We start from the raw sequence: 23,204 nt of genomic DNA, 5'->3' as shown, positions 1-23,204 counted from the left end.
ACCCTTCGGAGCCAGCCACCAAAAGGCGTCTGGAACCGGGCCCGCTCACGCGAACGCCGTCAGCACGACGGCGCCGCCGACGACGATACACGCCCCGGCCAGCAGTTTCCAGGTGACCCGCTCCAGCCGCGAGAGGAACGCCACCGACAGCACCATCACGATCAGCGGGCTGGTCTGGATGATCGGCACCACGACCGACACGGGCGCGACCGACAGCGCGAGGTAGTAGAGACAGAGGAACCCGGTGTTCGCGAGCCCCGCGACCGCGTACCACTTCGCGTTCGAGTCGGCGAGCGCTCCGAGGCTCGGCAGGTCGTTTCGCGCCCGGAGGTACGCGAGAAACCCCGCGGTGGCCGCAACCGTCTTGATCGCGAGCCCGACCAGAATCGGCGTGCCCTCGGCGAACCCGACTTTCGCCAGCGTCGGCTCGATACCGAAGAGGAACGCGGCCGCCAGGGGCAACGCCAGCGCGAGCGCCGAGGAGTCGCCGTCGGCGCCGTCGCCCCGGGAGGTCTCCCACGAGATCGCCGCCACGCCCGCGACGATGAGCAGGATGCCGGCGACGTGGCCGGCGGTCACGCGTTCGCCGAGCACGACGACCGCGATCGCGGTGGCGTGGAGCGGCTGGGACGCCTTCAGCGGCTCCGAGCGGCTCGCGCCGATCCGCTCGATGCTCGTGTAGTAGAAGATCCGACCGAGGAGCGTCCCGACGGCTCCGGCCGCGACGAACGCGGCGATCGCCCGGAGCGTCAGCGAGTAGGTCGGATAGTGGATCACCGCGGCGGCGGGCACGACGAGCAGGATGTTCGTCGCGAGCACGACGACGAGCGCGTCGGTCGCCCGCCCGTCGTCGGTGCCGACCCGAACCGACACCGACTGGACGGCGACCGCGATCGCCGCACCGACCGCGAGGAGGACGCCGAGGATCGCACCGGTCGGGTTCATTACTCTCACTCGACGGAGCCGGCACGTAACTCTTGCACTGCCGGAACCATCCACCGGCTCTGGGCGCCGAGGCGCCCGCCCGCGCCCGGCGCGCGGACCCGGTTCGGATGCGTTTAAGTGGACGGGGCGGCAACCCCGACGTATGAGCGACCACGCGGACGCCGACGACTTGCACAGCGGCGAAGCGCACGGCCACGACGTCGAGGGGCTCGACCGAGTCACCTCGCCGATGCAGGAGTTCTCGATGCGGCAGGTCGCCATCGGCTTCGCCGTCCTCGCGATCGGGCTGGTCGTGGCCTACGCGGTGCCCCTGCTCGCGGCCTGAGGCCGTCGCGCTGAGTTTCGCCCCGTAAGATAGAGAGTCGACGGTGAGCTACTTCTCGGCGAGCACCAGCGCCTCGCGGTCCTCGGGGTCGGCTCCGGCCGGGAGCTCGAGCGCCTCGATCCGGGCGACCCGCTTGACCGTCCGGACTCCGGAGACGCCGGGCGCGAGGAATCGCGGCGCGCCCCCGCAGGCGGCGCCCGCGCGGCGGTACGCGAGCAGGCCGTCGAGCGCGTCCGCGATAGGGACGCAGGCCCGGTAGCCGTCCTCGCCCTCGACCGCGAGATGCGTCGTCGCGTCGGGCGGGTCGGCGGCCGCGAGTAGCTCGTCCAGCGCGATCCCCGACCACGGGCCCGCGATCTCGTCGCCGGAGGCACATCGGAACGACCACTCGCGGGTCGCGACTCGGGTGTCGTCGCCGACCCGCCGGGGGTCGGACGGGACCGAGACCGCGGCGTCGCCGATCACCGTGACCGACTCCGTCCCGGACGCGTCGTCGCTGGCGCGCATGGATCGGGGGCTACGCGGGGCGTTCGACTTCGAGCACCCACTCGTCGGGGCCGCGGCGGTGGACCTCGCAGGTGTCGAAGGCCTCGTCGGCCGACCCGTCCGCGACCTCCCCGGCCAGGAGCTCCGCGAGCGGCGAGGGGTCGTGGTCGTTCACCACGTAGAAGGCCTCTCCGGGGTCGAGCGCGCGGAACTCCGCGCCCACCTGCTCGTGGCGCACCTGCGGGGGCAGTCCCCGGACGTCGAGCGCGGAGTCCGGGACCGAGACGCCGCCCGCCTCGGTCGATTCGAGGTGGTCGGCGACCCCCTCGGCGAGCGCCGCGATCGGGTCGGGCGCCGCGGCGTCGTCGGGGCGCTGGAGCGACCGGTCGAACGGGAGTTCGGCCAGCACGGGCACGCCGAGCTCCGACTCGGGGTCGTCCCCGCCGTAGAGGTCGTGGCGGTGACCGCACGCCTCGCACTCGAACCCGCGCATGTTGATCGCGGCCCCGACGACCGGGACGCCGTTCTCCTCGACCAGCGCGGCGCTCCGGGCCGTGTCCGACAGGCTGGTCGGGAACGGCGTGCTCACGAGGACGACGCCGGCGACCGCCACCTCCTGAAGCATCGTGAGCGCCACGTCGCCCGTGCCGGGCGGCATGTCGACCACCAGCACGTCGCGGTCGCTCCAGGCGGTGTCTTCGAGGAGCTCGGTGAGCGCGTCGTGGGCCATCGCGCCCCGCCACGCAAGGGGCTCGTCGCCGGCGAGCAGTCCGACGCTCATCGCCTCGATGCCGTCGACCTCCGTCGGCGCGGCGAGCCCGTCGTCGGTCGCCTGCGCGGGCCCCTCGATCCCGAGCATCTCGGGGACGTTCGGGCCGTGGATGTCGGCGTCGAACAGCCCCACGTCGTAGTCGTCGGCCAGCGCGCGGGCGAGGTGGGTCGCCACGGTCGTCTTGCCGACCCCGCCCTTCGCGCTCATCACCGCGAGCACCTGCTCGACGCCGTCGAGCGCGCCGGTCGCGTCCCCCTCGCTCTCTGGCTCGGGGGTGTCGCCCTCGACGCGGACGCGCTCGACGCCCGCGACCTCGAAGGCCGCGCTCCGGACCTCCTCGACGACCTCCTCGGCGTCTCCGGGGTCCGCGCCCGCGAACTCGACGCGGACGGTCGCGGTCGCGTCGGCGACCGACACGTCGGGCACGAGCCCCGTCTCGACCACGCTCGTTCCCAGATCCGGGTCCTCGACGGTCGCGATCGCCTCCCTGACGCGCTCGGTGAGTTCTTCAGTCATGTTACCACGCCTCGAAGTCGTCCATCGTCTGGTCGTCCTCCTCGTCGTCGGTCATCAGCGTCCCGCCGTACGGGCGGAACTCGAACTCGTAGGTGTTGGCGACGGTGTCGAGTTCGTCCTCGCGCTCGGCGATGGTGGCGGTGTCGAAGCCGAACGCCTCGACAGCGGCCACCAGCTGGTCGTCGGCGAGGTAGCCGTCGGCGTACGCCGCCGCGATGCCGTCCCGGAAGCGGTCGGCGTTGTGCCGACACCGGAGCGCCTCCTCGTAGCGGTCGCGGATCTCCGAGGTCGGCTCGCCGCGGTCGGTCGGCACCTCGGCCAACAGCTCGACCGCCCGCTCGTCGTAGTCGGCCGCGGCGGCGAGCACCTCCACGGCCTGCTCGGTTCGCGAGAGGTCCGCCCACGCGTCGCGGGCCTCCTCGGCCACGAGCGCGCCCACGACCTCCTTCCACGTCGTGTCGCGCTCGACGTCCTCGAACGCCTCGGCGACGAACGCCCCGACGTGCTCGTCAGGGACGCTTACGCCCAGCGATTCTCCGTCGGTGCCGCTCGGATCTGTCGATCTGGTCTGTCCGGTCATGGAATCACCTGTCGAACTCGAACTCCCGACTCGGGCCGGGTCCCTTGGGCTCGGGCGACGGCCCGCCCTTCGGCGTCTCTCGGGGCGACTGGGGGCCGCCGCCCGGCGGCGACGGCTCCTCGACGTCGACGTCGAGGTGGTCGGGATCGACGCCACGGGCCGCCGCGAGCGCGGTCTCGGCCGCCCGGCGCACGTCGTCGCTCCGGTCGGTGAGGCCGTGGGTCTCGATGGCTTGCTCGGCGCGGTCGGTGCCGAGCTCTCCGAGCGCGTCGGCGGCCTTCGCCCGGACGAACGCCTCGGGCTCGCGGGCGAGAATCGCGGCCAGCAGTCGGACCGCCTCCGGGACGTCGTCGGCGGTGCGCCCGAGGAACTGCGCGGCGTACTCCCGGACCGCCGGGTGGGGATCGTTCTTGAGCCGGTCGGCGAACGTCTCGTCGGTCCCGGCGCCGGTCTTGCCGAGCGCGATGACCGCGTTCCGGCGGACGAAGCCGCTGTCGTCGTCGAGCGCCGCCCGCAGGGATGCCCCGTCGTCGGGCGCGACCCGCGAGAGCGCGACGACCGCCTCCGCCCGGACCCACTCGTCGCCGTCGCGGTCGAGCGCGGCTCGGATCGCCCGCTCAGCCCGCTGGGCGGGCCCGCCGGCCCCGAGGGCCTCGACCGCGAACTGCCGGACGTCGGTCGAGTCGTCGGTCCGGACCCGTTCGGCGAGCGCTCCGATCGTCGCCTCGTCTATTCCCGCCTCGTCGGCGCGGTCGACCAGCGCGAGCGCGGCGTCGCGGCGCTCGGGTTCGCGGGGCGACGCGAGCAGGCTCCGGAGGTCGGCCTCGTCGTCGGCCGGGGCGTGAGCCCGGGCGCTCCGATTCGCGTACTCGGTCATTCTCTGGCCCTCCAGTAGACGAACGACCATGTGAGCAGCATCGTCGCCACGAGACCGACCACCCAGTTGCTCACCGACTCGGTGAGCCACGACCCCTCCTCGCCCGAGGTGTCGCTCTCGGCGCTCGCGGAGTCGCCGCCGTCGTCGTCGCCGCTCGACCCGGTCGACGCGTCGCTCAGCTCCCAGTTCTCGGTGTCGAGCTGGGTGAACCGGAGGGTGAGCGACTTCTCGCCGTTGACCTCGTCGGCGCTCCCGTTCCACACCGCGAACGCGAGATAGACGTTGTCGGCGCTCGCGAAGTCGGGGTCGTACTCGCCGTCGGTCGAGTGCTCGCGGACGAACGCGACCGACCAGCCGTCCTCGGTGCGCTCGCCGTTCGCCCGGACGTTCTGGGCGGGCGCGTGGGTCAGCGAGCCGTAGCCGGTCGCGTAGTAGTTCTGGGCGTACCGGTCGTACTCGGCGTTCGAGAGGGGGTTGCCCGCCGCCCGGCCGGGCTTGGTCTCGTTGTCCGGGTGCGGGTAGGCGTACATCGACCCCGAGTCGCCGGCCTCGGCGGCCTGCCAGCTCGCGCGCCAGTACCAGATGTCGACCGGCTTGCCGGCCGCCCCCATCGTGATCGGCGGCTTGTCGCCGCTCCGGAGCATGATCGCGGCGGCGTCGCTGAAGTTGCGCGGCCGGTCGATGTTCGCGTCCCTCGTCGGGTCGGCCCACGACAGCCGGAACGCGGTGTGGGTGTCGTTGCGGACCGTCTGGACGGTCAGCTCCTCGACGCTCCCGCCCCCGAACGGCACCGCCATCTGCTGTTCGGACAGCGAGACGGTGCGCTCGGGTGCGTCGGTCCACGCGTCGGCGGCCGGATCCCCGGGCACCGACTCGACGGCCCGCACCGGCTGGGAGCCGCTCGTGACCGCGGCTCCGACCGCGGCCTGACCGACGACGAGCGCCGCGAGCACGACCGCCGTCACGACGGTCGCGCGCACCGCCGCGGTCCGGTCAGGCATGCGAGCGCACCTCCGTCTCGGGCTCGACCGTCGGCTCGGGGTGGATTCCGGCGTCCCACGTCACGAGCGCCTCGGCGAGGTCCGCGGCCGCCCGGTAGACCAGTTCGGCGGCCTCGCCGGCGTCGACTCGGTCGGACGCGTCCTCGGCGTCGGGATCGGCGGTCGCGTTCCGGACCGCGTGGGCGAACGCCGGCACGAAGTCCGTGAGATGCTCGTCGAGGACGGTCGCTTCCGCGCCTTCGAGGTTGTCGGCCGTCTCGCGGTCGCCCTCCTCGGCGGCGACCGCCCGGCGGGCCGCAAGCACCTGCGCGAGTTCGAGTTCCACGACGACGTGGTCGTGGCGCTCGTCGAACTCCTCGGCGGGCTCGACGCCGAACGCCTCCAGCAGGCCGACCACGGTGGCGATCCGGCGCTGTTGGCGGCCGACCTCGTCGCCGACCGTGTACTCGACCTCGTAGGGGACGACGGGGTAGGTGCCGTCGTCAGTCGGCAGTCCGAACAGCCCGTTGTACGCAGATTCGAGCGCCTCGCGGTCGGTCCGATCGAGCGCGTCGAGCAGTGCCTCTGCCTCGGCCTCGAAGCCCAGCGTCTCGGCGGCCGACCTGATCCCCTCGGCGGCGTCGGGGTGGGTCAGTTCGCGCACGGTGCTCTCGTCCGGGTAGCAAAACGCCCCCGCCGCGGCGCTGTAGAGGGCGGCCCGGGCGGCGTGTCGTTCCGCGGGTGGTGTGTCGTCCATGGCTGGCGCCTCACGGTTGGTTCGTCCACTGTTCGCCCTCGCGCACCTCGAGGTCCTCCTCGATGGGCATGTCGACCACCTTGTTGCCCTTCCGGTCCCAGCCCTTCACCCGGTTTTCCTTGACGTTGTACGTCTCGATGAGCCGGGTGGTCGCGCCGAACAGTTGGAGGATGCCGAGGACGTGGTGGCTGGGGTTCCGGACGCGCTGTTGGACGATCTCGACGCTCTCCTCGTAGGTGTCGCCGGGCCAGTCGTTGCGCTTGGTCTCGGTGTTCGGAGTGAACATCTGGGTCAGGAACTCCGGCGGGACGTGGTAGGGCGGCATGTAGAACACCTGGGGCCGGGTCCCGAACTGCGGGTACAGCGGGAGCGCGATCTTCTCGTCGGAGTGGACCAGATAGTTCACCGGGCTCCGGCCGCTCGCGGCCGACTTCACGCCGTTGGGCCGGCCGGCGTCGGGACCGCGGTTGATGTTGCCGTGGAGCCGGGTCTTCCCGATACACGAGGAGACACACCGGGGGACGTTTCCCTCCTCGATTCGCGGGAAACAGCCGACGGGCTTCTCGGAGACGCCGGTCTCGGGGTTGTACATCGGCTTGTGGTACGGACAGGCCTTCACGCACTTGCGATACCCCCGACACCGCTCCTGGTCGAGCAGGACGATGCCGTCCTCCTCGCGCTTGTAGATCGCCTTCCGCGGGCACGCCGCGAGGCAGGCCGGGTTCTTGCAGTGGTTGCACAGTCGGGGCAGGTAGAACTGCCACATGTCGTGGTAAGTCCCCTCCTCGGGGTCGCTCTCGACGACCTCGCCCTCTGGGTACTCGCCGTGGACCTGATCGTCGCCGAGGGCGGGGTACTCCCACGCCTCCTTCTGGGCGACGTAGCCCTCGACCTGCTCGCCGTCGTCGGCCGCCTCGAAGACGGTCTCGTCGGCGCCCAGATCGTCGAGCAGTCGCATGTCCCAGCCCATCGGATAGCCGCCGTAGGGCTCGGTCTCGACGTTCATCCACCACATGTACTCCTCGCCCTCGCCGCTGGTCCACGTCGACTTGCAGGCAAACGAGCAGGTGTTGCAGTTGATACACCGGTTGATGTTGATGACCATCCCCCAGTGCCAGTCGCGGTCCTCCTCGCGGTGCTCGTAGGGGTAGCTGTGCTCGCGGCCGAGTTGTGGGTTGTACACGTCAGCCATCAGTCGTCACCTCGCGTGGTCGTTCCGCCGCTGTCGGTCGTCGCGCTCCCGCCGCCCTTCGACTGGAGCGACCCGCCGATGTAGTCCTCGACGAGGTCGTCCTTCCGAGCGTCGCCGGGCCACCAGTCGGCCTCCTCGTACTTCTCGACGGTCACGAGGTCGTCGCGGTTCACGCCCGTCGGGGCCCAGACGGTCTCCTCGTAGCCGTGTTCGAGTTCCGCGCCGTGCCACGCGATCTCCTCGCCGACCTCCTCGGAGACGTTCGGGTCGCCGAACACCGCCTTGTGGACGAGGTCGTCGGTCTCTTGGCCGGGGTCGAGCCAGATGTTGGTCGTCGTGTTGAACCCCTTGACCTCGTCGTCGCCCTTCTCCTCGTCGTCCGGGAAGTGCTGGGGCCACCAGCCGTGCCAGAGGGTCAACTGTCCCATGTCGCCCGCCTTCCCGGGGCGCTGGCGCTCGCTGAGCATCGCCCGGACCACCGTCCCGCCGCGCTTGCCCGAGATGCGCACGTAGTCGCCGTTCTCCACGCCGATGTCCTCGGCGTCGCTCGGATGAATCTCGACGAACGCCTCGCCGAGCGGCGGCGCGTCGCTGGTCCGGCCGTCGCCTTCGGGGAACGAGAAGTCGTCGACGAGTCGCTCGGTGCCCTCGGGGTCGGCGCTGGTGGACCCGAAGTCCCGCGCCGACCAGATCAGGTTCCAGTCGGTCATCCCCCACGAGGAGTGAGTCCGGTACTTGCTGTGGGGCGTGTTGTAGTAGAACTGGTAGCCCTCGTCGTGGTAGAGGGGATTCTCCTGTTCGCCGGCCTCGGGCCACTTCTCGTTGACGCCGTATGGCGTCCCCTCGACGCTCTCGATGTGGTCGAGGTCGCCGCGTCCGAGGTCCACGAACCGGTCTTCCTCCTTGTGGAACTCCATCCGGCCGGTCTTGGTGTAGAAGGGCCGATCGTCGTGCACCTGCGAGTAGAACGGAACCCGCGGGTAGGTCTTGAGATTCAGACGCTCGGGCCCGTCTTCGAGGTCCTCGACGTCGATGTCCTGAGTGGTGATCCCCGCATCGAGGGTCTGTTGGATGTAATCGCGGACGTCCTCGTCGTCGTCGAGGAACTTCTCGAAGTACGACCGGTACGAGTCGACGGTGCGCTCCTCGGGCGGAATCTTCTCGTCGAGCTTCTCGGCGACAAGCGCGAGCACCTCCCCGTCCTGTTTGGTGTCGTAGATGGGGTCCATCACGCCGTGGTCCATCGTGATGAAGGGGTTCTCGGGCCCGATGGTGATGTCGGGGTACTCACACTCCAGCCACGACGGCGCCGGGAACACGACGTCGGCGTGGCGGGCCGAGTAGGTCATGTGCATGTCCGAGACGACGAACAGCTCGTTCTCGGTCTCGGGGTGCTTGACGAAGTTGTTGACGACGTGCTCCTGATGTTTGGTCTGGTTCAGGAGGTTGCAGTTCATCGTCCACAACACGGTGGGCTTGGACATCGTGTACGTCTCGGCCCCCTCCGGCATCACCGGCTCCTCGGCGTCGCCCTGCGGAACGAGATCTAGTTCCCGGTCGAAATCGCCCCGGATCTCGTGGGGGTCCAACTGCTCGCCGCCGAAGAACGCGAAGGCGTACCCCGGGTACATCCCGTGGGCCGCGTGACCGTCGGGGTTGACGTACTCGGGGTAGCCGTCGAGGAGTTCGATCTTGTACTGGCCGGAGTAGTTGTAGTAGCCCGACCCCGGCTTGCCGACGTTCCCGAGCATCGACTGGACGAAGAAGATCGAGCGCTGGAGCTCGGAGTTACCGTGGAACCAGTGGTTGATGCCCTCGCCGGTGAACCACTGGCCGTTCTCGGCATCGGCGAACTCCCGCGCCGTCTTCCGGATCGCGTCGGCCGGGACCGTCGTGATCTCCTCGACCTGCTCGGGCGAGTAGCTCTCCAGCACGTTGCGCTTCTGGCGCGAGAAGTCGGTCTCGACCGCGACCGTCGACCCGTCGGCGAGTCGGAGCTCGGTCTCGGCGTCGAGTCGCGGCGTCGCCGGCATCTCGTCGCCGACCTGCTCGCGGGTGACCGCGACGGGGTCGCCGTTCTGGTCGAGGACCACGAAGTCGCCCCAGTCGTCGTTCTCGTGGCGTTCGTGGCTGTCCTCCGGGGGCGCCTCGTGGTCGTCGAACACCTCGTGGGCCCGGAGGTACTTGTCGTCGTCCGCCCGCACCAGCAGGGGCAGGCTGGTGAACTTCCGCACGAAGTCGGGGTCGTACAGCTCCTCGCTGATGATGACGTGGGCGAACCCGAGCGGGATCGCGGGGTCCGACCCCGGCCGGATGGGGAGCCACCGGTCGCACTTCTGGACGGTCGGCGAGTAGTCGGGGTAGATGCCGACCATCTCGCCGCCGCGCTCGCGCATCTCCTGGAACCAGTGGTTGTCCGCGAGCTTGTTGTGGATGAGGTTCTTGCCCTGGATGATGGTGTAGTCGGCCTTGCGCCAGTCGGCGGCGTCGGCGTCGGAGGTCTGGTAGCCCGTCGTGATGACGTGGCCCGGCGGCAGGTCGGCGTACCAGTCGTACTCGGTCCACTCACAGCCCCCGAAGATGGAGGCGAGGCGCCGGCCAGCGCCGTGGCGGGTGATGAGCCCGTCGGCCTTGATCGCGTTGAAGATGTGGAACCGTTTGCGGTCGTCGAGGCTCGCCATCTTCTCGGCGACCAGATCGATCGCCTCGTCCCACGAGACCCGCTCGAACTCGTCCTCGCCGCGGCCCTCCGGGTTGGGGTCGTCGGGGTCCCACCCTTTCCGGACCATCGGGTACTTGATGCGACTGGGCTCGAAGGTCCGGCGGTGGAGCGTCAGCCCCTTCATGCACCCGCGGGGGTTCCAGTTCTGGCTGACGTCCGCGTCCTCGTAGCCCGACGGGCCGACGCTCGGCTCCTCGTTGTGGTAGACCTGCTCGGCCCTGATCGGGATCCCGTTTTTCATGTAGAAGTTGAGCGCACACGACTGGGTGCAGTTGGGGTGACACACCGTCCAGTCGACGTCGTCGTACGCGTAGATGTCGTGGTACACCTGTTCCCAGTCGCGGTTGGGGTAGCCCCGCAGGGGGTTGTCGACCTCGGTCACGGGGTCGATGCTCTGGGTCGCGCCCCACCCGCTGGTGAGTAGCGAGCCGACCGCGCCCGCTCCCGCGCCCCTGATGAAGTCGCGTCGCGAGAGGCTCACGCGTGCTCACCTCGGTTCGTCCGGCGTCGTGTCGGCTGGCGTGCCATACCCGACACTCGGCGTGTCCAACTCTTTAACCGGAAACCACGTTCTCAGCTACTCGGGACGCTCCGGAACGTGTTCGTCACACCGTGACATGTTCGGTGGCGGCGTTATGCGTCGACCGAAAAATCGGGGGCGACCGACCGGACTCGCCGTTGGCGTCCCAGCGGTGATCGGCGGGCTCAGAACGGGTACTCGCGGGGCTCGCGCTGGATCGAGACCCACTTCGTCTCGGTAATCTCGTCGAGGAAGGCGTCGCTGTTGTACGAGCCCATCCCGGAGGCTTTGGTCCCGCTGAACGGGACGTGGGCCTCGTCGTTGATCGGCTGGTCGTTGATGTGGACGTGGCCGGTTTCGAGCCGGTCGGCGACGTCCTTCGCGACCCCGAGGTCGCCCGCGTGGACGGCGCTCGACAGGCCGTACTCGGTGTCGTTGGCGATCTCGACCGCCTCGTCGAGGTCCGAGAACGGGATCACGGGCGCGATCGGACCGAAGTGCTCGTTGCACGCCGCGGCCATGTCGTTTGTCACGCCCGACAGCACCGTGGGCGCGACGACGAGCGAGTCGTCGACGCCGTCGACCGGGACGGTCTCGCCGCCGGTTTCGAGGGTCGCACCCGCCTCGACGGTCTCCTCGACGTAGCCGAGCATCTCGTCGCGCTGGGACTCGTCGATGATGGGGCCGACGACCGTCTGGTCGTCGTGGACGGAGCCGGCGGGCAACGAGGCCGCGCGCTCGGCGAGTCGGTCGACGTACTCGTCGTAGACGTCCTCGTGGACGATGTGGCGGTTGATGGAGATACAGACCTGCCCCTGATGGACGAACGAGCCGAACGACGCGGCGTCGAGCGCCCGATCGAGGTCGGCGTCGGCGGTCACCACGAAGGGGTTGTTCCCGCCCAGTTCCATCGTCGGGACCGCGAGGTTCTCGGCGGCGGTGGCCGCGACCTGCCGGCCGACCGATGTCGAGCCGGTGAACGCCACCACGTCGCTCTCGGGGTGGCCCGCCACCCGGTCGCCGATGTCCGAACCCCGCCCGGTGACCACGTTGAGGACGCCGTCGGGGAGCCCGACCTCCTCGAACAGCTTGCCGAACAGGAGCCCGCCCGTGATCGGCGTGTTCGTCGCGGGCTTGAGCACGACCGCGTTCCCGGCCGCGATGGCGGGCGCGACCGCCCGCATCGAGAGGTTCAGCGGGAAGTTCCACGGCGAGATGACCGTGACTACGCCCTTCGGACCGCGCTCGACGACGTTCTCCTTGCCCGGGATGTTCGAGTCGGCGTGTTCGCCTTTCATCCGGCGAGTGAGCGTGGCCGCCTCGGCGGCGTGGTCGGCGGCGATCTGGACGGAGGTCTCGCCCATGATCCGGGAGCCGCCGGCTTCGCGGGCGAGCAACTCGACGATCTCGTCGCTGTGGGCCTGAAGCGCGCCGAGGAACTCCTGTACGGCCTCCTCGCGGCGGGCGGGCGGCTGGTCGGCCCACTCCGTCTGGGCCGCCGCGGCGGCCTCGTAGGCGGCGTCGACGTCGGCCTCGACGCCGGCCGGGACCTCGGTGACCGCCTCGCGCGTCGAGGGGTCCTCGACCGCGACGGCGTCGTCGCCGGCGGAGTCGGTCCACTCGCCGTCGACGTAAAGCGCGTTCCAGTCGGCGTCTATCGAGAAGTCGTCTGGCATGTGTACTACCATTGGACGCAGATACACAAAGCAAGTGGCCAACTGGCCGGTCCGGCCCCGAGCGCCAGACTCAAGTCCGGGGCGAACGCGCGGCGAGCGACGGTCCGACGGCGTCGGCGTAGCGTGTCTCTACCGAGGCTTCGACCGAACGGGGCGGCGACTCCGGGCGGTCACTCGGCGTTCGCCCGGCGGCGCTCGTGTTTCTCCGCGCCGACGGTCAGTCCGGCCTTCGCCTGATCGGCGCCGTCGAACGTCAGGTCCTCGACCGGCACTTCGTGGACGTCGTCGTACTCCTCGACGATGTACGTGTAGTAGTACTGGATCGCTCGCCGGGCGTTCTGGGCCGGACTCCCGCTCAAAACGTCGGTGTTCAGACTGAGGTGAAGCACCTCGGGGAACGAGAGCCCCAGCACCTCTTGGGCGGCCGAGATCGCCTCGTAGTCGTCGTCTCGTATCCGGACTGGCTCCGACATACGTCGAACGTGCGGGGCGACCGACATAAGCGTAACGGCTAGTAACTTCTTGTAACAGCCGGTTACAATTCGGGGGCCGCCTCGCTCGGTGGCTCTCAGTCGTCCCCCGATGTTTCGAACCGGCGTGAACGATCCCCGCTCGGACGCGACTCCGCTCACCACCGGTGTTGTGCGACGACGCCCCGGCCGTACTGCCGTACTGCTCTCAACAGCGGGCGCGGGGCAACGCGCCGGAGAAGAGATTCGTCTGGGGGTGTGCTGCCGGCCAGCGACGTCTCCCAGCCGGTGTGGGTCCGGAGGCGTTCGCGCTCCCGCCTCGCGTCGGCCCGAACGCTCTCAACGTCCATCGACCTGACCGATCGGTCTTCCACGAGGACCTCGCCGTCGACGACGACCGTCTCGACGTCGCCCGCAGTGACCGTGTTCATCAGTACCGACGGGAGATTGCTGTAGGGGCGGTGGCGGGGCGTGTCGACGTCCACGACGACCAGATCGGCGCGCTTCCCGGGTTCGATACTCCCGACCCGATCGTCGAGTCCGAGCGCGCGCGCGGCGTCGATGGTGAGCATCTTGAGCAGGTCGTACGAGGACCACTGCTGGGCTCCGTATTCGAAGTTCGCCAGCAGGCGGGCGTGTTTAGCTTCCTGAAAGAGGTCCCAGGAGTCGAACCAGAACGGATCGTCGAGGCCCACGACGACGTTCGCGCCGAACTCCCGGAGCGCCGGGAGCGGGAACCAGGTTCGCTCGCCCGCCCGGAAGTAACTGTAGACCGTCGGACAGTGAAGGACGTGCGCGCCGCTGGCGGCGATCCGGCGCGCGGCGTCCCGGTCTGCGTGTAACAGGTGGGTCACCAGCGTCCGCTCGTCGAGGAGACCGTACCGGTCGAGCAGGTCGAGCGGATCGTCACCGCCGCTTCCGGCCGCCATCGTGTCCGCCTCCGTGGAGTCGTACAGATGCGTGTGGAGCCGCAAGTCGGGGTAGTCGGCGCGGAGTTCGGCCACGCCCTCCCAGAGCGCGCGCGAACAGCCGGCTTCCCCGCCGGGCGCGATGCTCGCGGTGACGCGTCCGTCGTGCGTGTCGTGGTGGGCCTCGATGAACCGACGGGCGGCCCGGAGCTGTTCGGCCGCGGACGCGGGGGCGAGAAAGTCCGCGAGCTCCGGCCCGATCACGCCGCGTAACCCGCTCGCACCGATCGCCGACGCTCCGATTTCCGGCGTGAAGTCCATCGCGTTCACCGTGGTGACTCCGTGCGTGAGTTGACGCAGGCAGGCGAGTCGCCACGCGGCCTCGAAAAAGGAGTCGCCCAAGAGCGGTTCGGCGGTGTGGTACAACGCGAAGGCCTCCTTGAGCAACTCGTCGCCCGAGAGCTCACTGAACAGCCCTTGGACGAGCGTGAAGTCGGTGTGGCGGTGGGCGTCGATGAGACCGGGAATCACGACCTTGCCGCTGGCGTCGATCACGCGTTCGGCGTCCGAATCCCGATCGCCGGGTTCGGTGGGTTCGACCGACGAGACGACCCCGTCGGTCACTCGAACGGAGCCGTTCTTCAGGATCTGGTGCTCTTGATTCACCGTCACGACGATCGCATCGTGAATCAGGAGGTCCGTCATCGTCCAGATCACGTTGTCCAACTTACAAAAGCGATTGGGGACCTCGACGGGATCGAGATTCCCCCCATCGCGCTCTCGCCCGACCGCACCGAAATCGCGGCCCGTCCGCATCGAGATCGCGGTCTCGGCGACCGGGCGCCGGCCGAACGTATCGCGGGTGAGGATTTATCACTGCCGCCGAACGCCGGAGTGGCGCCCGCGCCGATCAGGCCAGTTCGCGCCCGAGCACGTCCCGGAGCGTCGCGATCTCGGCCGCATCGTACGACAGCGTCTCGTCGCCGACCGACAGTTCCAGCGTCCCCGAGCCGTCGGCCTCGCCGAGTTCAGCCACGGGCGCCACGCCGTCGAACGCCTCGCGGACCGCGTCCGGCGCGGTGGTCTCGACGACGGCCCGGCCCGGCGTCTCGGCGAACAGCGCCTCGACGGTCTCGACCTCGGCGCTCGCGCCGGCCGAGTTGGTCACCATCTCGGCGAGCGCGACCGCGAGCCCGCCGTGGCTCACGTCGTGGACCGCGAGCGTCTCGGGGGCGTCGGCCACCGCCGCGAGCGCGGAGACGACCTCGCCGGGATTCGCGGGCAGTTCGGGGAACCGGTCGCTTCCGCCGACCTGCGCGAGGTACTCCGAGCCGCCGAGCCCCGAGCCTCCGTCCGCGCCGACGACGAGGAGCGTGCCCTCACCGGAGAGGGCGGCGGGCGGCGCATCGTACCCGGCTTTGGTGCCGGTCATCGCGAGCGTCGGGGTCGGCGGGATCGGTCCCGACGGCGAGTCGTTGTACAGCGAGACGTTGCCGCCCACGACGGGCACAGAGAGCTCGCGGCACATGTCGGCGAGGCCGTCGACGATGCCCTCGAAGCCGCCGTACACCTCGGGCTTCTCGGGGTTGCCGCCGTTGAGGCAGTCGACTGCCGCGAGCGGCGTCGCACCCTTCGCCGCGAGGTTGGTGGCGTTTTCGAGCGCGACCGCCCGGGCACCGTCGTAGGGCGCGGCCGCCGTCCAGTTGGGGTCGGCGCCCGAAGCGAACGCCAGCCCCTTCTCGGCGTCCCGGAGCGCCAACACCGCCGCGTCGTCGCCGGGCGGCGTCGCGGTCCGGACCTGTACCTCGTGGTCGTACTGGCGGTAGACCCACCGCTTGCTCGCGGTGTTCGGGCTCTCGACCACCGCCTCGAACGCCGATTCGAGGTCGGGGTCGGGCAGATCGCGCTCGGGCCCTGCGGGCTCTGTGGCGGGCAGGTCGTTCATCGGCGCGCCGTCGGCGAGGAACTCCGGTGGCGCGTCGACGACGACCTCGTCCTCGAAGGTACAGACGTAGTTGCCCTCGGTGACGTCGCCGATGACCGAACAGCCCAGATCGTACTTCTCGGCGACGCGCTCGACCGCCTCGACGTTCTCCGGGCGGACCTCGTAGCACATCCGCTCTTGGGACTCGGCGAGCAGGATTTCGAGCGCGTTCATGTTGGGCTCGCGCTGATGGACCCGTTCGAGCGCGATCTCACAGCCGAGTCCGCCCTTCGAGACCATCTCGGAGGACGCTCCGCCGAGCCCGGCCGCCCCGAGGTCGCGGGCCGCCTCGACGAGCGACTCGTCGAGTAGCGCCTCGTTGGCCTCCACCAGCAGTTTCTCGGTGTAGGGGTCCCCGACCTGCACCGCGGGCCGGTCTTCGGTCTCGGCGTCCTCCGAGAGGTCCTCGCTGGCGAAGCTCGCGCCGCCGAGACCGTCCCGGCCGGTCGCGTTCCCGACGAGCACGAGCTTGTTGCCCGGCGACTTCGCGTCGGCGGTGACCAGCCGCTCGTCGTCGAGCAGTCCCACGCAGGCGACGTTGACCAGCGGATTGCCCTCGTAGTCGGGGTGGAACGCCGTGGAGCCCGCAACCGTCGGAACGCCGATCGAGTTGCCGTAGTCGCTGATACCCTCCACGACGCCCTCCAGCAGGTACCGGGAGTGTTCGCGGTCGAAGTCGCCGAAGTAAAGCGAGTCCGCGAGCGCGATCGGGTACGCACCCATCGAGAGGGTGTCGCGGACGATGCCGCCGACCCCGGTCGCCGCGCCGTCGTAGGGGTCGACGAACGACGGGTGGTTGTGGCTCTCGACGCCCATCGTGATGTACGTGCCGTCGGCGACTTCCACGACCGCGGCGTCGTCGCCGGGACCGACGACGACCCGCTCGCCCTCGGAGTCGAACGCCGAGAGCAGGGGTCGCGAGGACCGGTACGCGCAGTGTTCGCTCCAGAGGTTCTCGAACAGGGCCGCCTCCGCTGGGGTCGGCTCCCGGCCGAGTTCGGCGACGACCAGTTCGCGGTCTGGCTCGGAGAGACTCATTCACTCATCTGTACAGACAGCGCGGATTAATGCCTTTCTATGTGCAAGTGCGTGGGTATATCAGTCCGGGAGCCGCGATCGCGGCCATCGCCTCGTATTCACGCAATTAGTATCGGAGATGTTACCGTTGTGGCGCGGGCGTCCGATCCGAAGCGAACAAGTAAATCGTATTTTGCTATATAGAAAACAGTTCGAGCAGTTCAGATAGTCGGAGGAGAGACTTCGTCAGTTCGCACGCTTACTCCCGCCTAGAATTCGGGTATCTTCTGGCTCAGCGGGCTTCGGCCCTTGCCGAAGACGCCAGCTAAGAAGCAACTCCGAACAGTCGCCGAGCAATCCAGAGCGTGAATCGTTTGGTGTGCAGTGTGAACGTGACACTCCCTGCTGAAAAACACAATAGTTATAATTTAATTTGTTAATGTCGTCTATCATGAGTGAGGGCTCAGTACCGAAACTCGTCGTCGACGAGAAAGTAGAGGTTGCCGTATCCCTGGCGGGAATTTTAGCAGTCTGTGTAGCCACGTACCACGTCGGGAAGACGGGAAACTGGAAACCGCTGTCGGCGACGTCTTTTGGACTGGCACTCGTCGTTCTGTTTGTCACTTCTGAGAGAGACCCACCGCGCAATTGAGCGAACCGGCGAATCAATTGCGGACTCTCAACCGAGGACGCCGTCTATCTGGCCCGTTCGTCCCGGCCGAACGCGAGACGAATCGGACCGGCGGCGTCGACCCGTCCATGCGGAATCGGAGCGCGCTCAGTCGTCTTCGGCGGCCGACCCCGAAACGGAGAGGCCGAGCCCTCCGGTCGCGGCGCCGGTCCAGTCGAACCGCCGCTGGAAGTAGAGCGCGACGTGGACCAGCGCGAGCAACACCGGGACCTCGATCAGCGGGCCGACGACGGTCGTGAACGCGACGCCCGAGCCGACCCCGAACACCGCGACCGCGACCGCGATCGCGAGTTCGAAGTTGTTCGAGGCGGCGGTGAACCCGATCGCGGTCGTCGTCGAGTAGTCCGCGCCGATCCCCTTGCCCATCCCGAAGCTCACCAGAAACATCACGACGAAGTAGATCGTCAGCGGCACCGCGATCAGCAAGACGTCGCCCGGCGCCGCGACGATGTTCTCGCCCTGCGTGGCGAACATCACGATCACCGTGAACAACAACGCGATCAGCGTCAGGGGATCGATCTTCGGGACGAACTCCTCGTCGTACCACGTTTCGCTTCTGAGGCGGGTGCCGAGGTAGCGGCTGAGAAAGCCCGCGGCGAACGGGATCCCGAGAAAGACCACGATGGCCTCGAACACCTGCATCGGCGTGATGTCGAAGGCCGTGATCCCGTCGACGAGCGACTCCATGCCCAGTAGCGGCGGGAGCACGAGCCCGAAGAACCAGACGTACACGCCGTACGTGACGATCTGGAAAAGGCTGTTGAACGCGACCAGCCCGGTCACGTACTCGGTCGAGCCCTCCGCGAGCTCGTTCCACACCAGGACCATCGCGATACACCGGGCCATTCCGATGAACACGAGCCCGAGGAAGTACTCCGGGCGGGCCGGCAGACCGGGCACGACGCCGCCGAAGAAGACGACCGCGAGCCCGAACATCAGCGTCGGGCCGATGAGCCAGTTCTGGATCAGGCTCAGCCCGAGCACGCGCCAGTTGCTGAACACCGCACGGAGCCGGGAGTAGTCGGCCTTCGCCAGTGGCGGATACATCATCAGGACGAGCCCGATCTCCACGAGGTTGAAGCGCTGGATCGGCTGGGTCACCGACGGCGCGAGGAAGCCGACGCCGACGCCGATCCCCATCGCGCCGAAGATCCAGACGGTGAGATACTTGTCGAGAAAGTCCATCGACCGCGGGTCCCCACAGCTCTCACAGTCGCAGTTCGGCCCGTGGTCGTGGGCGTCGGCGTCACTCATCGGGGCTCACGCTCCCGTCCAGAACCGTGACGAGCGCCACCGCGCGGTTGGTCGCGCGGTACTTCTTCCACCGGCCGTCCTTTCGGCCCTCGACGAGTCCGGCGTCGACCAGCGCCGAGAGGGCGTGGCTCAGCCCGCTCTCGGTCACGTCGACGACCGCGTGCAGTTCACAGACGCAGAGCTCCTCTCGGGCCCCGACGAGGACCCGGACGAGCGTGTAGCGCGTCTCGTTCGAGAGCGCCGACAGCACGTCGAGTTCGGCTCCCACCTGCGCTGTTCCGAGTGCCGCTTCGAGAGTGCCGAGTTCGTCGAGCCGACGCTCGACGTCCTCGCTACGACACTCTCCGAGTTCGTCTTCGAGGTACCGCCGAAGGCGCTCGGTCGATTGTGCCATCGCGCTTAGGTTGAATGTTTCTTCAATTAATAGTTCCGATGACAGAGTTCGGGCCGCTACAAACTATCAGAAGTTGCAACAGGAGTGCTTTGAGAGATGTCGCGCAAAGTCGCACTTGAATATTTTCTAAACCAAACTGGCACCGCGACGCCGGTGTCGGGGGTCCTATATGTCCCGGCGCTGGAACAGGAGTTGGCTCACGACGAGTAGCCCCAGGAACGCGGCGAGCAGAATGGCGGCGTCGATCAGTTCGTACGACCCGTCGACGAGAATCGGCGTGGGGGCGTAGTAGTGAGTCGGGCTGAGGTTCTGTATCCACGCGAAGTCTTCGGCCGCGCCGACGGCCGACTCGACGAGCCAGAGCACGAACACCAGTCCGATGGCGGCCCGTTCTGCGATCGCCGCCCGATCGACCACCACGGACAGAACAAGCCCGATCGCCGCACACACGAGCAGATACGGGATCGAGAGGAGGTGGGCCGCCGCGAGATGCATCGGATCGATCGTCTCGCCGATCGCCACCACGAGACCGTAGGTCACGGCCCCCACGACCACGTTCAGCGAGACGAGCGGGAGAAGCACCGACGCGAACTTCTCGGTGAGCAACCGCCGCCGGGAGACCGGAAACGAGAGCAACAGGTCCATCCGATCGCTCTCGATATCGTTCGCGATCACGCCCGCCGACGCGTACGCGAAGTATACGCCGAGCCCCAACAGCCACAGGAACGTGTAGATCTGTCCGCCGAGCCATCCCTCGATCGAGCCGATCGACTGCATGCCGAACGCGTCCAGCATCGCCGGCGGCAGCGACTCGGCGATCTGTGCGTACGCCGAGGGGTCCAACAGCGAGAAGTACCAGACGATGAAGGCCACGTAGGCGCTGACGCCGACGGTCAGGACCGCGGTTCCGCGAATCCGACGACCCATCTCGTACTTGGTGGTCTCAAACATCGGTTCGCACCTCCCGGTCGGACTCGACCGCATCGGTCGCGCCGTAGTAGTGCATGAAGATGTCTTCGAGCGGCGGTTCGCTGATCTCGATTTCGCGAACGTCGTGAGTCGCCAGTTCGCGGAGCAACGCGTTGTACTCCCCGGTGTAGATGAACTGGACCCCCTCGGCGAACGTCTGGACGTCGAGGGCACCCTCGATCGCTTCGAGATCCGTTCTGGCGTCGTCGGTCGTCTGGAGTCGGACCCGCTTGCCGCCCTGTCGAAGTAGCGTCTCGACGTCTTCGAGACCGACGAGTTCGCCCTCCCGGAGGATCCCGACGCGGTCGCACACGCGTCGGACCTCGCTCAGGACGTGGGAAGAAAAGAACAGCGTCTTGCCTCGCTCGCACTCGTTTCTGGCGAACTCGTTGAACTCCTCCTGTTTGAGCGGGTCGAGACCGGAGGTCGGCTCGTCCATGATCACGAGGTCCGGATCGTGCATGAACGCCTGAACGATCCCGAGCATGCGCTTGTTCCCGGTCGAGTACTCCCGAATCGGCCGCTCGACCGGCGGGGTGAAAATCTCGAGGAGTTCGTCCCGGCGCGAGCCGCCTTTGACCGACTCGTGGTAGTCGAGCACCTCGGCGCCCGTCGCTTCCTCGTCGAACCCGAGGTGTGCGGGCAGGTAGCCGATGCGTCGTTTCGCCTCGATGAGGGCGTCCTCGTCGTGGACGTCTGCGCCGAGGACGGTCGCGGTCCCGGCGGTCGGTTCGAGCAAGCCCAGTAGCGACCGGATCGTCGTCGTCTTGCCGGCCCCGTTCGGACCGAGGAATCCGAACACTTCCCCGGATTCGACGGTAAACGAGATGGAGTCGACTGCACGCACGCTCCCGAACTCTTTTGTAAAATCTTTTACCTCTATCGTCGCCATACCCCAATGTGCCCGCTATGACTAAATATTTATTTTGGTTACGGGGTAATAACCGAAAACCAATTTAGTTATGAGTTTTCGATCCGTGGGCAGAGACATGCGATCGTTCAGCGACGACGAACGGGAGCGGATCCGGGAGGAACTGCTCGAAACCGCACGCGAGCTGTTGGTGAAGTTCGGGCCCGCGAAAACGACCGTCAAAGACATCACCGACCCCGTCGGGATCGCCAAACCCACCTTCTACCAGTTTTTCGACGCCAAGTCCGATCTGTACGTCGATATCTTCGAACAGGAGCTAGACGAGTTCGCGACGACCCTGGAGTCGGAACTGGCGGCCATCGACGACCCTCAGGACCGCCTCGAACGGTTCTTCCGCTGTTACGTGGAGTTCGGCGAGGGAAACGAGTTCATTCAGGAAGTCTTCATCAAACAGGACTACCGGGAGGTCCTCGGGGACATCTCGTCGGATCAGCTCGCCGAGATAGAAAAAAAGGAGATGAACGTGCTGATCCCCCCTGTCGCGGAGATTCAGGCCCGTAGCGACGGTCCGATCGCGGAGATGGAGCCGATCACCGTCCTCGGTCTCATGGGGTCGGCGCTCGGACTGTTGATCCTTCACAAAGACGAGTACGACGAGATCAGCGCGAACGTCGCCGAGATTCAGAACGGGATCTACGATCACCTCCAAGAGGAGATGATCGTCACCCTCGCGAGAGGCCTGACCGTAGAACGCTGACGCTCGGAGTTTCAGACGAGAGAGCCGAAAGCGCCGTCGGTCTTGGCGGTCTGTGCCGATCAGTTCCCCTCCGATCCGAACGCCCGATCGCGGACCGCCTCGCCGACGTCGCCGACTCGCCGCAGGATGCGCTCGCGCTGGTAGACCGCCTCGCCGACGCCCCACCCGAGCAGGACCGCGAGCGCCGCCCCCAACAGCGTGGCGCTCCAGGTCGGGAGCCATCGCGGCGTGAACCACGGCGCGACGTGGTGCCACCGCTCGGCCGCCCGGACCACCGGCGCCGCCGCGGGCGTCCCGCGGGTCAGGTCGGCCGCGACCGCCGGAACCGACCGCACGCCCGGGACCCCCGATCCGGTCGCGCCGTGGAGTTCGCGGTCGCCGCCCGCCCCGAGGTCGGCCATCGTCGGCCCGCCGGGTTCGTCGCCGTGGACCGCCCGTTCGGCGTCGTAGGTCGCCCACGGGACGAACGTCTCCCAGACGACCTCCCCGTCCGGGGTCACCTCCACGACGCGGTGGTTCATCGAGTCGACGATCAGCGTGTTGCCGTTCGGGAGCCGATCGGCGTCCCGGGGCCAGTTCAGGCCGCCCGAGACCGACCAGACGCGCTCCCACTCGCCGTCGGCCGAGGCTCCCGAACCGTTCGTTCGCTCGCCCCCGTCGCCGGTGCGCTCGTACTCCACGACGCGGTCGTTCTCGCTGTCGGCGACCAGAATCGTGGGCGTCCCGTCCTCGCTTTCGAGGTACGTCGGGTTGTGTTGCTCGTACATCGTCTCGTGGTCGCCGTCGCTCCCGAGTGCCATCTCGATCTCGTCTGTCGAGCGGTTCACCACGATCACCTGATCGAGGTTGCGCGGGGAGACCAGATACTCGCCGTCGCCGATCTTGTCGACGTCGTTGACGTGGGTCCAGTCTTTGGCCCGGACGCCCGGCCCGGCGTCCTCGGGGTAGTGGTCCTCGAAGTGCCACTCCCAGGTGACCGCCTCGCGGGTGCGGTTGTAGACGAAGACGCTGTCGCGGCTGACCCGGTCCTCGTCGTAGTTGATCCCCGCGACGAGGAGTTCGTCGCCGTTGATCAGGTCGACGTCGTGAACGTCCGGGAGGTCGAACCGCTCGGTCCAGAGACGCTCGCCCGTCTCGGGGTCGTACTCGTAGACGACGGTCGTCTCGGGCACCGGATTGACGACGAGGAGGGTCCCGTTCGGCAGGGGGTCGACGTCGTAGAACCACTGCTCGGTGTCCGCCGGACCGTCGTGGGTCCACTCGGTGGTCGCGTTGGGACCGACGCCAGCGAGTCGGGCGGGCCGGCCGGGCAGCGAGTAGCCGTTCGCGTGCCACCCCTGACTGGTGACGACCGTCGTCCCGTCGGCCGGCGACTCGACCGCGCCGGCTCCGAGCCGGGGTGTGTCGTACGAGAGCGTCATCGCCCCGCTCGCCAGCACCAGCACGGCGACGAGCGCGCCGAGCAGACCGCGGGCGAGCCAGCGCGGGGCGGGTAGGGCGGTCATACCTAACGGGTCTTTCAATAGCTGGATAGTAGTTAC

The 23,204-nt window shown here is 68.2% G+C and carries 21 protein-coding genes; 3 read left to right on the top strand and 18 right to left on the bottom strand.

What is annotated here, in order from left to right; translation table 11 throughout:
* Positions 1-45: 45 nt before the first annotated feature.
* Positions 46-945 carry an EamA family transporter gene (locus EPL04_RS08745; RefSeq protein WP_167599445.1) on the bottom strand — a complete coding sequence of 300 codons (900 nt, stop codon included), beginning with the start codon at positions 943-945 and terminating at the stop codon, positions 46-48.
* 142 nt (positions 946-1,087) lie between these two features.
* Between EPL04_RS08745 and EPL04_RS18725 the strand changes: the two genes are divergently transcribed.
* Entirely contained in the window at positions 1,088-1,270 is a 183-nt protein-coding gene (locus tag EPL04_RS18725) for a DUF7550 family protein (RefSeq protein WP_167599435.1), read from the top strand.
* Positions 1,271-1,318: 48 nt separating this feature from the next.
* Here EPL04_RS18725 and EPL04_RS08740 read toward each other — a convergent pair whose 3' ends face one another.
* From EPL04_RS08740 to purL, 12 genes are all read right to left on the bottom strand, one after another.
* The gene (locus EPL04_RS08740; protein ID WP_134670944.1) at positions 1,319-1,777 is read right to left on the bottom strand and encodes a molybdopterin-dependent oxidoreductase; all 459 of its coding nucleotides are present in this window, start codon (positions 1,775-1,777) and stop codon (positions 1,319-1,321) included.
* A gap of 10 nt (positions 1,778-1,787) precedes the next feature.
* Positions 1,788-3,044 (bottom strand): P-loop NTPase, encoded by a 1,257-nt coding sequence (locus tag EPL04_RS08735; RefSeq protein WP_134670943.1) that lies wholly within the window; start codon positions 3,042-3,044, stop codon positions 1,788-1,790.
* Position 3,045: 1 nt separating this feature from the next.
* Entirely contained in the window at positions 3,046-3,624 is a 579-nt protein-coding gene (locus tag EPL04_RS08730) for a hypothetical protein (protein WP_134670942.1), read from the bottom strand.
* Between the two features lie 4 nt (positions 3,625-3,628).
* Entirely contained in the window at positions 3,629-4,501 is an 873-nt protein-coding gene (locus EPL04_RS08725; RefSeq protein ID WP_134670941.1) for a HEAT repeat domain-containing protein, read from the bottom strand.
* On the bottom strand, positions 4,498-5,502 hold the full coding sequence (locus EPL04_RS08720; RefSeq protein ID WP_134670940.1) for an ethylbenzene dehydrogenase-related protein: 1,005 nt from the start codon (positions 5,500-5,502) through the stop codon (positions 4,498-4,500). The genes EPL04_RS08725 and EPL04_RS08720 overlap by 4 nt, the downstream gene beginning before the upstream one ends.
* Positions 5,495-6,238 carry a TorD/DmsD family molecular chaperone gene (locus EPL04_RS08715; RefSeq protein WP_134670939.1) on the bottom strand — a complete coding sequence of 248 codons (744 nt, stop codon included), beginning with the start codon at positions 6,236-6,238 and terminating at the stop codon, positions 5,495-5,497. Before EPL04_RS08715 ends, EPL04_RS08720 begins: the two co-directional genes overlap by 8 nt.
* 10 nt (positions 6,239-6,248) lie before the next feature.
* Positions 6,249-7,430, bottom strand: a complete 1,182-nt coding sequence (locus tag EPL04_RS08710; protein ID WP_134670938.1) for a 4Fe-4S dicluster domain-containing protein — start codon at positions 7,428-7,430, stop codon at positions 6,249-6,251.
* Positions 7,430-10,633 (bottom strand): molybdopterin-containing oxidoreductase family protein, encoded by a 3,204-nt coding sequence (locus EPL04_RS08705; RefSeq protein WP_134670937.1) that lies wholly within the window; start codon positions 10,631-10,633, stop codon positions 7,430-7,432. The genes EPL04_RS08710 and EPL04_RS08705 overlap by 1 nt, the downstream gene beginning before the upstream one ends.
* 224 nt (positions 10,634-10,857) lie before the next feature.
* Positions 10,858-12,348, bottom strand: coding sequence for an aldehyde dehydrogenase family protein (locus EPL04_RS08700; protein WP_134670936.1), 1,491 nt, complete (start codon positions 12,346-12,348; stop codon positions 10,858-10,860).
* 170 nt (positions 12,349-12,518) lie between these two features.
* Positions 12,519-12,821, bottom strand: coding sequence for a hypothetical protein (locus tag EPL04_RS08695; RefSeq protein WP_134670935.1), 303 nt, complete (start codon positions 12,819-12,821; stop codon positions 12,519-12,521).
* Between the two features lie 155 nt (positions 12,822-12,976).
* On the bottom strand, positions 12,977-14,431 hold the full coding sequence (locus EPL04_RS08690) for an amidohydrolase family protein (protein ID WP_134670934.1): 1,455 nt from the start codon (positions 14,429-14,431) through the stop codon (positions 12,977-12,979).
* Positions 14,432-14,636: 205 nt separating this feature from the next.
* Entirely contained in the window at positions 14,637-16,748 is a 2,112-nt protein-coding gene (gene purL / locus EPL04_RS08685; RefSeq protein WP_134670933.1) for a phosphoribosylformylglycinamidine synthase subunit PurL, read from the bottom strand.
* Positions 16,749-17,178: 430 nt separating this feature from the next.
* Between purL and EPL04_RS08680 the strand changes: the two genes are divergently transcribed.
* A complete protein-coding gene (locus EPL04_RS08680) occupies positions 17,179-17,379 on the top strand; it encodes a hypothetical protein (RefSeq protein WP_134670932.1) in 201 nt (66 codons plus the stop codon).
* Between the two features lie 126 nt (positions 17,380-17,505).
* On the opposite strand, the gene arsB is transcribed toward EPL04_RS08680, so the two are convergent.
* The 4 genes from arsB to EPL04_RS08660 form a co-directional block, all read right to left on the bottom strand.
* A complete protein-coding gene (gene arsB / locus EPL04_RS08675; RefSeq protein WP_134670931.1) occupies positions 17,506-18,672 on the bottom strand; it encodes an ACR3 family arsenite efflux transporter in 1,167 nt (388 codons plus the stop codon).
* On the bottom strand, positions 18,665-19,066 hold the full coding sequence (locus tag EPL04_RS08670; protein WP_134670930.1) for an ArsR/SmtB family transcription factor: 402 nt from the start codon (positions 19,064-19,066) through the stop codon (positions 18,665-18,667). The genes arsB and EPL04_RS08670 overlap by 8 nt, the downstream gene beginning before the upstream one ends.
* A gap of 165 nt (positions 19,067-19,231) precedes the next feature.
* Complete coding sequence (locus tag EPL04_RS08665) at positions 19,232-20,017, bottom strand: ABC transporter permease subunit (RefSeq protein ID WP_134670929.1); 786 nt, start codon at positions 20,015-20,017, stop codon at positions 19,232-19,234.
* Positions 20,010-20,927, bottom strand: coding sequence for an ABC transporter ATP-binding protein (locus EPL04_RS08660; RefSeq protein ID WP_134670928.1), 918 nt, complete (start codon positions 20,925-20,927; stop codon positions 20,010-20,012). The genes EPL04_RS08665 and EPL04_RS08660 overlap by 8 nt, the downstream gene beginning before the upstream one ends.
* A gap of 97 nt (positions 20,928-21,024) precedes the next feature.
* On the opposite strand from EPL04_RS08660, the gene EPL04_RS08655 reads away from it, so the two are divergent.
* A complete protein-coding gene (locus EPL04_RS08655; RefSeq protein WP_134670927.1) occupies positions 21,025-21,663 on the top strand; it encodes a TetR/AcrR family transcriptional regulator in 639 nt (212 codons plus the stop codon).
* A 59-nt stretch (positions 21,664-21,722) separates the two neighbouring features.
* Here the strand turns inward: EPL04_RS08655 and EPL04_RS08650 are convergent, their stop codons facing one another.
* Entirely contained in the window at positions 21,723-23,168 is a 1,446-nt protein-coding gene (locus tag EPL04_RS08650) for an aryl-sulfate sulfotransferase (protein WP_134670926.1), read from the bottom strand.
* Between the last annotated feature and the right edge of the window lie 36 nt (positions 23,169-23,204).

Source organism: Halorussus marinus, from assembly GCF_004521895.1.
Taxonomy (GTDB): Archaea; Halobacteriota; Halobacteria; order Halobacteriales; family Haladaptataceae; genus Halorussus; species Halorussus marinus.
Note: the sequence above shows the minus strand (reverse complement) of the source record. Positions and strands in the feature narration are given on the sequence as shown.

Coding starts and splice junctions, on each gene's coding strand:
- EPL04_RS08690 (WP_134670934.1), bottom strand. CDS start 14,431: ATGACGGACCTCCTGATTCACGATGCGATCGTCGTGACGGTGAATCAA.
- EPL04_RS08660 (WP_134670928.1), bottom strand. CDS start 20,927: ATGGCGACGATAGAGGTAAAAGATTTTACAAAAGAGTTCGGGAGCGTG.
- EPL04_RS08665 (WP_134670929.1), bottom strand. CDS start 20,017: ATGTTTGAGACCACCAAGTACGAGATGGGTCGTCGGATTCGCGGAACC.
- purL (WP_134670933.1), bottom strand. CDS start 16,748: ATGAGTCTCTCCGAGCCAGACCGCGAACTGGTCGTCGCCGAACTCGGC.
- EPL04_RS08735 (WP_134670943.1), bottom strand. CDS start 3,044: ATGACTGAAGAACTCACCGAGCGCGTCAGGGAGGCGATCGCGACCGTC.
- EPL04_RS08655 (WP_134670927.1), top strand. CDS start 21,025: ATGCGATCGTTCAGCGACGACGAACGGGAGCGGATCCGGGAGGAACTG.
- EPL04_RS08670 (WP_134670930.1), bottom strand. CDS start 19,066: ATGGCACAATCGACCGAGCGCCTTCGGCGGTACCTCGAAGACGAACTC.
- EPL04_RS08740 (WP_134670944.1), bottom strand. CDS start 1,777: ATGCGCGCCAGCGACGACGCGTCCGGGACGGAGTCGGTCACGGTGATC.
- EPL04_RS08700 (WP_134670936.1), bottom strand. CDS start 12,348: ATGCCAGACGACTTCTCGATAGACGCCGACTGGAACGCGCTTTACGTC.
- arsB (WP_134670931.1), bottom strand. CDS start 18,672: ATGAGTGACGCCGACGCCCACGACCACGGGCCGAACTGCGACTGTGAG.
- EPL04_RS08695 (WP_134670935.1), bottom strand. CDS start 12,821: ATGTCGGAGCCAGTCCGGATACGAGACGACGACTACGAGGCGATCTCG.
- EPL04_RS08725 (WP_134670941.1), bottom strand. CDS start 4,501: ATGACCGAGTACGCGAATCGGAGCGCCCGGGCTCACGCCCCGGCCGAC.
- EPL04_RS08745 (WP_167599445.1), bottom strand. CDS start 945: ATGAACCCGACCGGTGCGATCCTCGGCGTCCTCCTCGCGGTCGGTGCG.
- EPL04_RS08680 (WP_134670932.1), top strand. CDS start 17,179: ATGAGTGAGGGCTCAGTACCGAAACTCGTCGTCGACGAGAAAGTAGAG.
- EPL04_RS08650 (WP_134670926.1), bottom strand. CDS start 23,168: ATGACCGCCCTACCCGCCCCGCGCTGGCTCGCCCGCGGTCTGCTCGGC.
- EPL04_RS18725 (WP_167599435.1), top strand. CDS start 1,088: ATGAGCGACCACGCGGACGCCGACGACTTGCACAGCGGCGAAGCGCAC.
- EPL04_RS08720 (WP_134670940.1), bottom strand. CDS start 5,502: ATGCCTGACCGGACCGCGGCGGTGCGCGCGACCGTCGTGACGGCGGTC.
- EPL04_RS08710 (WP_134670938.1), bottom strand. CDS start 7,430: ATGGCTGACGTGTACAACCCACAACTCGGCCGCGAGCACAGCTACCCC.
- EPL04_RS08730 (WP_134670942.1), bottom strand. CDS start 3,624: ATGACCGGACAGACCAGATCGACAGATCCGAGCGGCACCGACGGAGAA.
- EPL04_RS08715 (WP_134670939.1), bottom strand. CDS start 6,238: ATGGACGACACACCACCCGCGGAACGACACGCCGCCCGGGCCGCCCTC.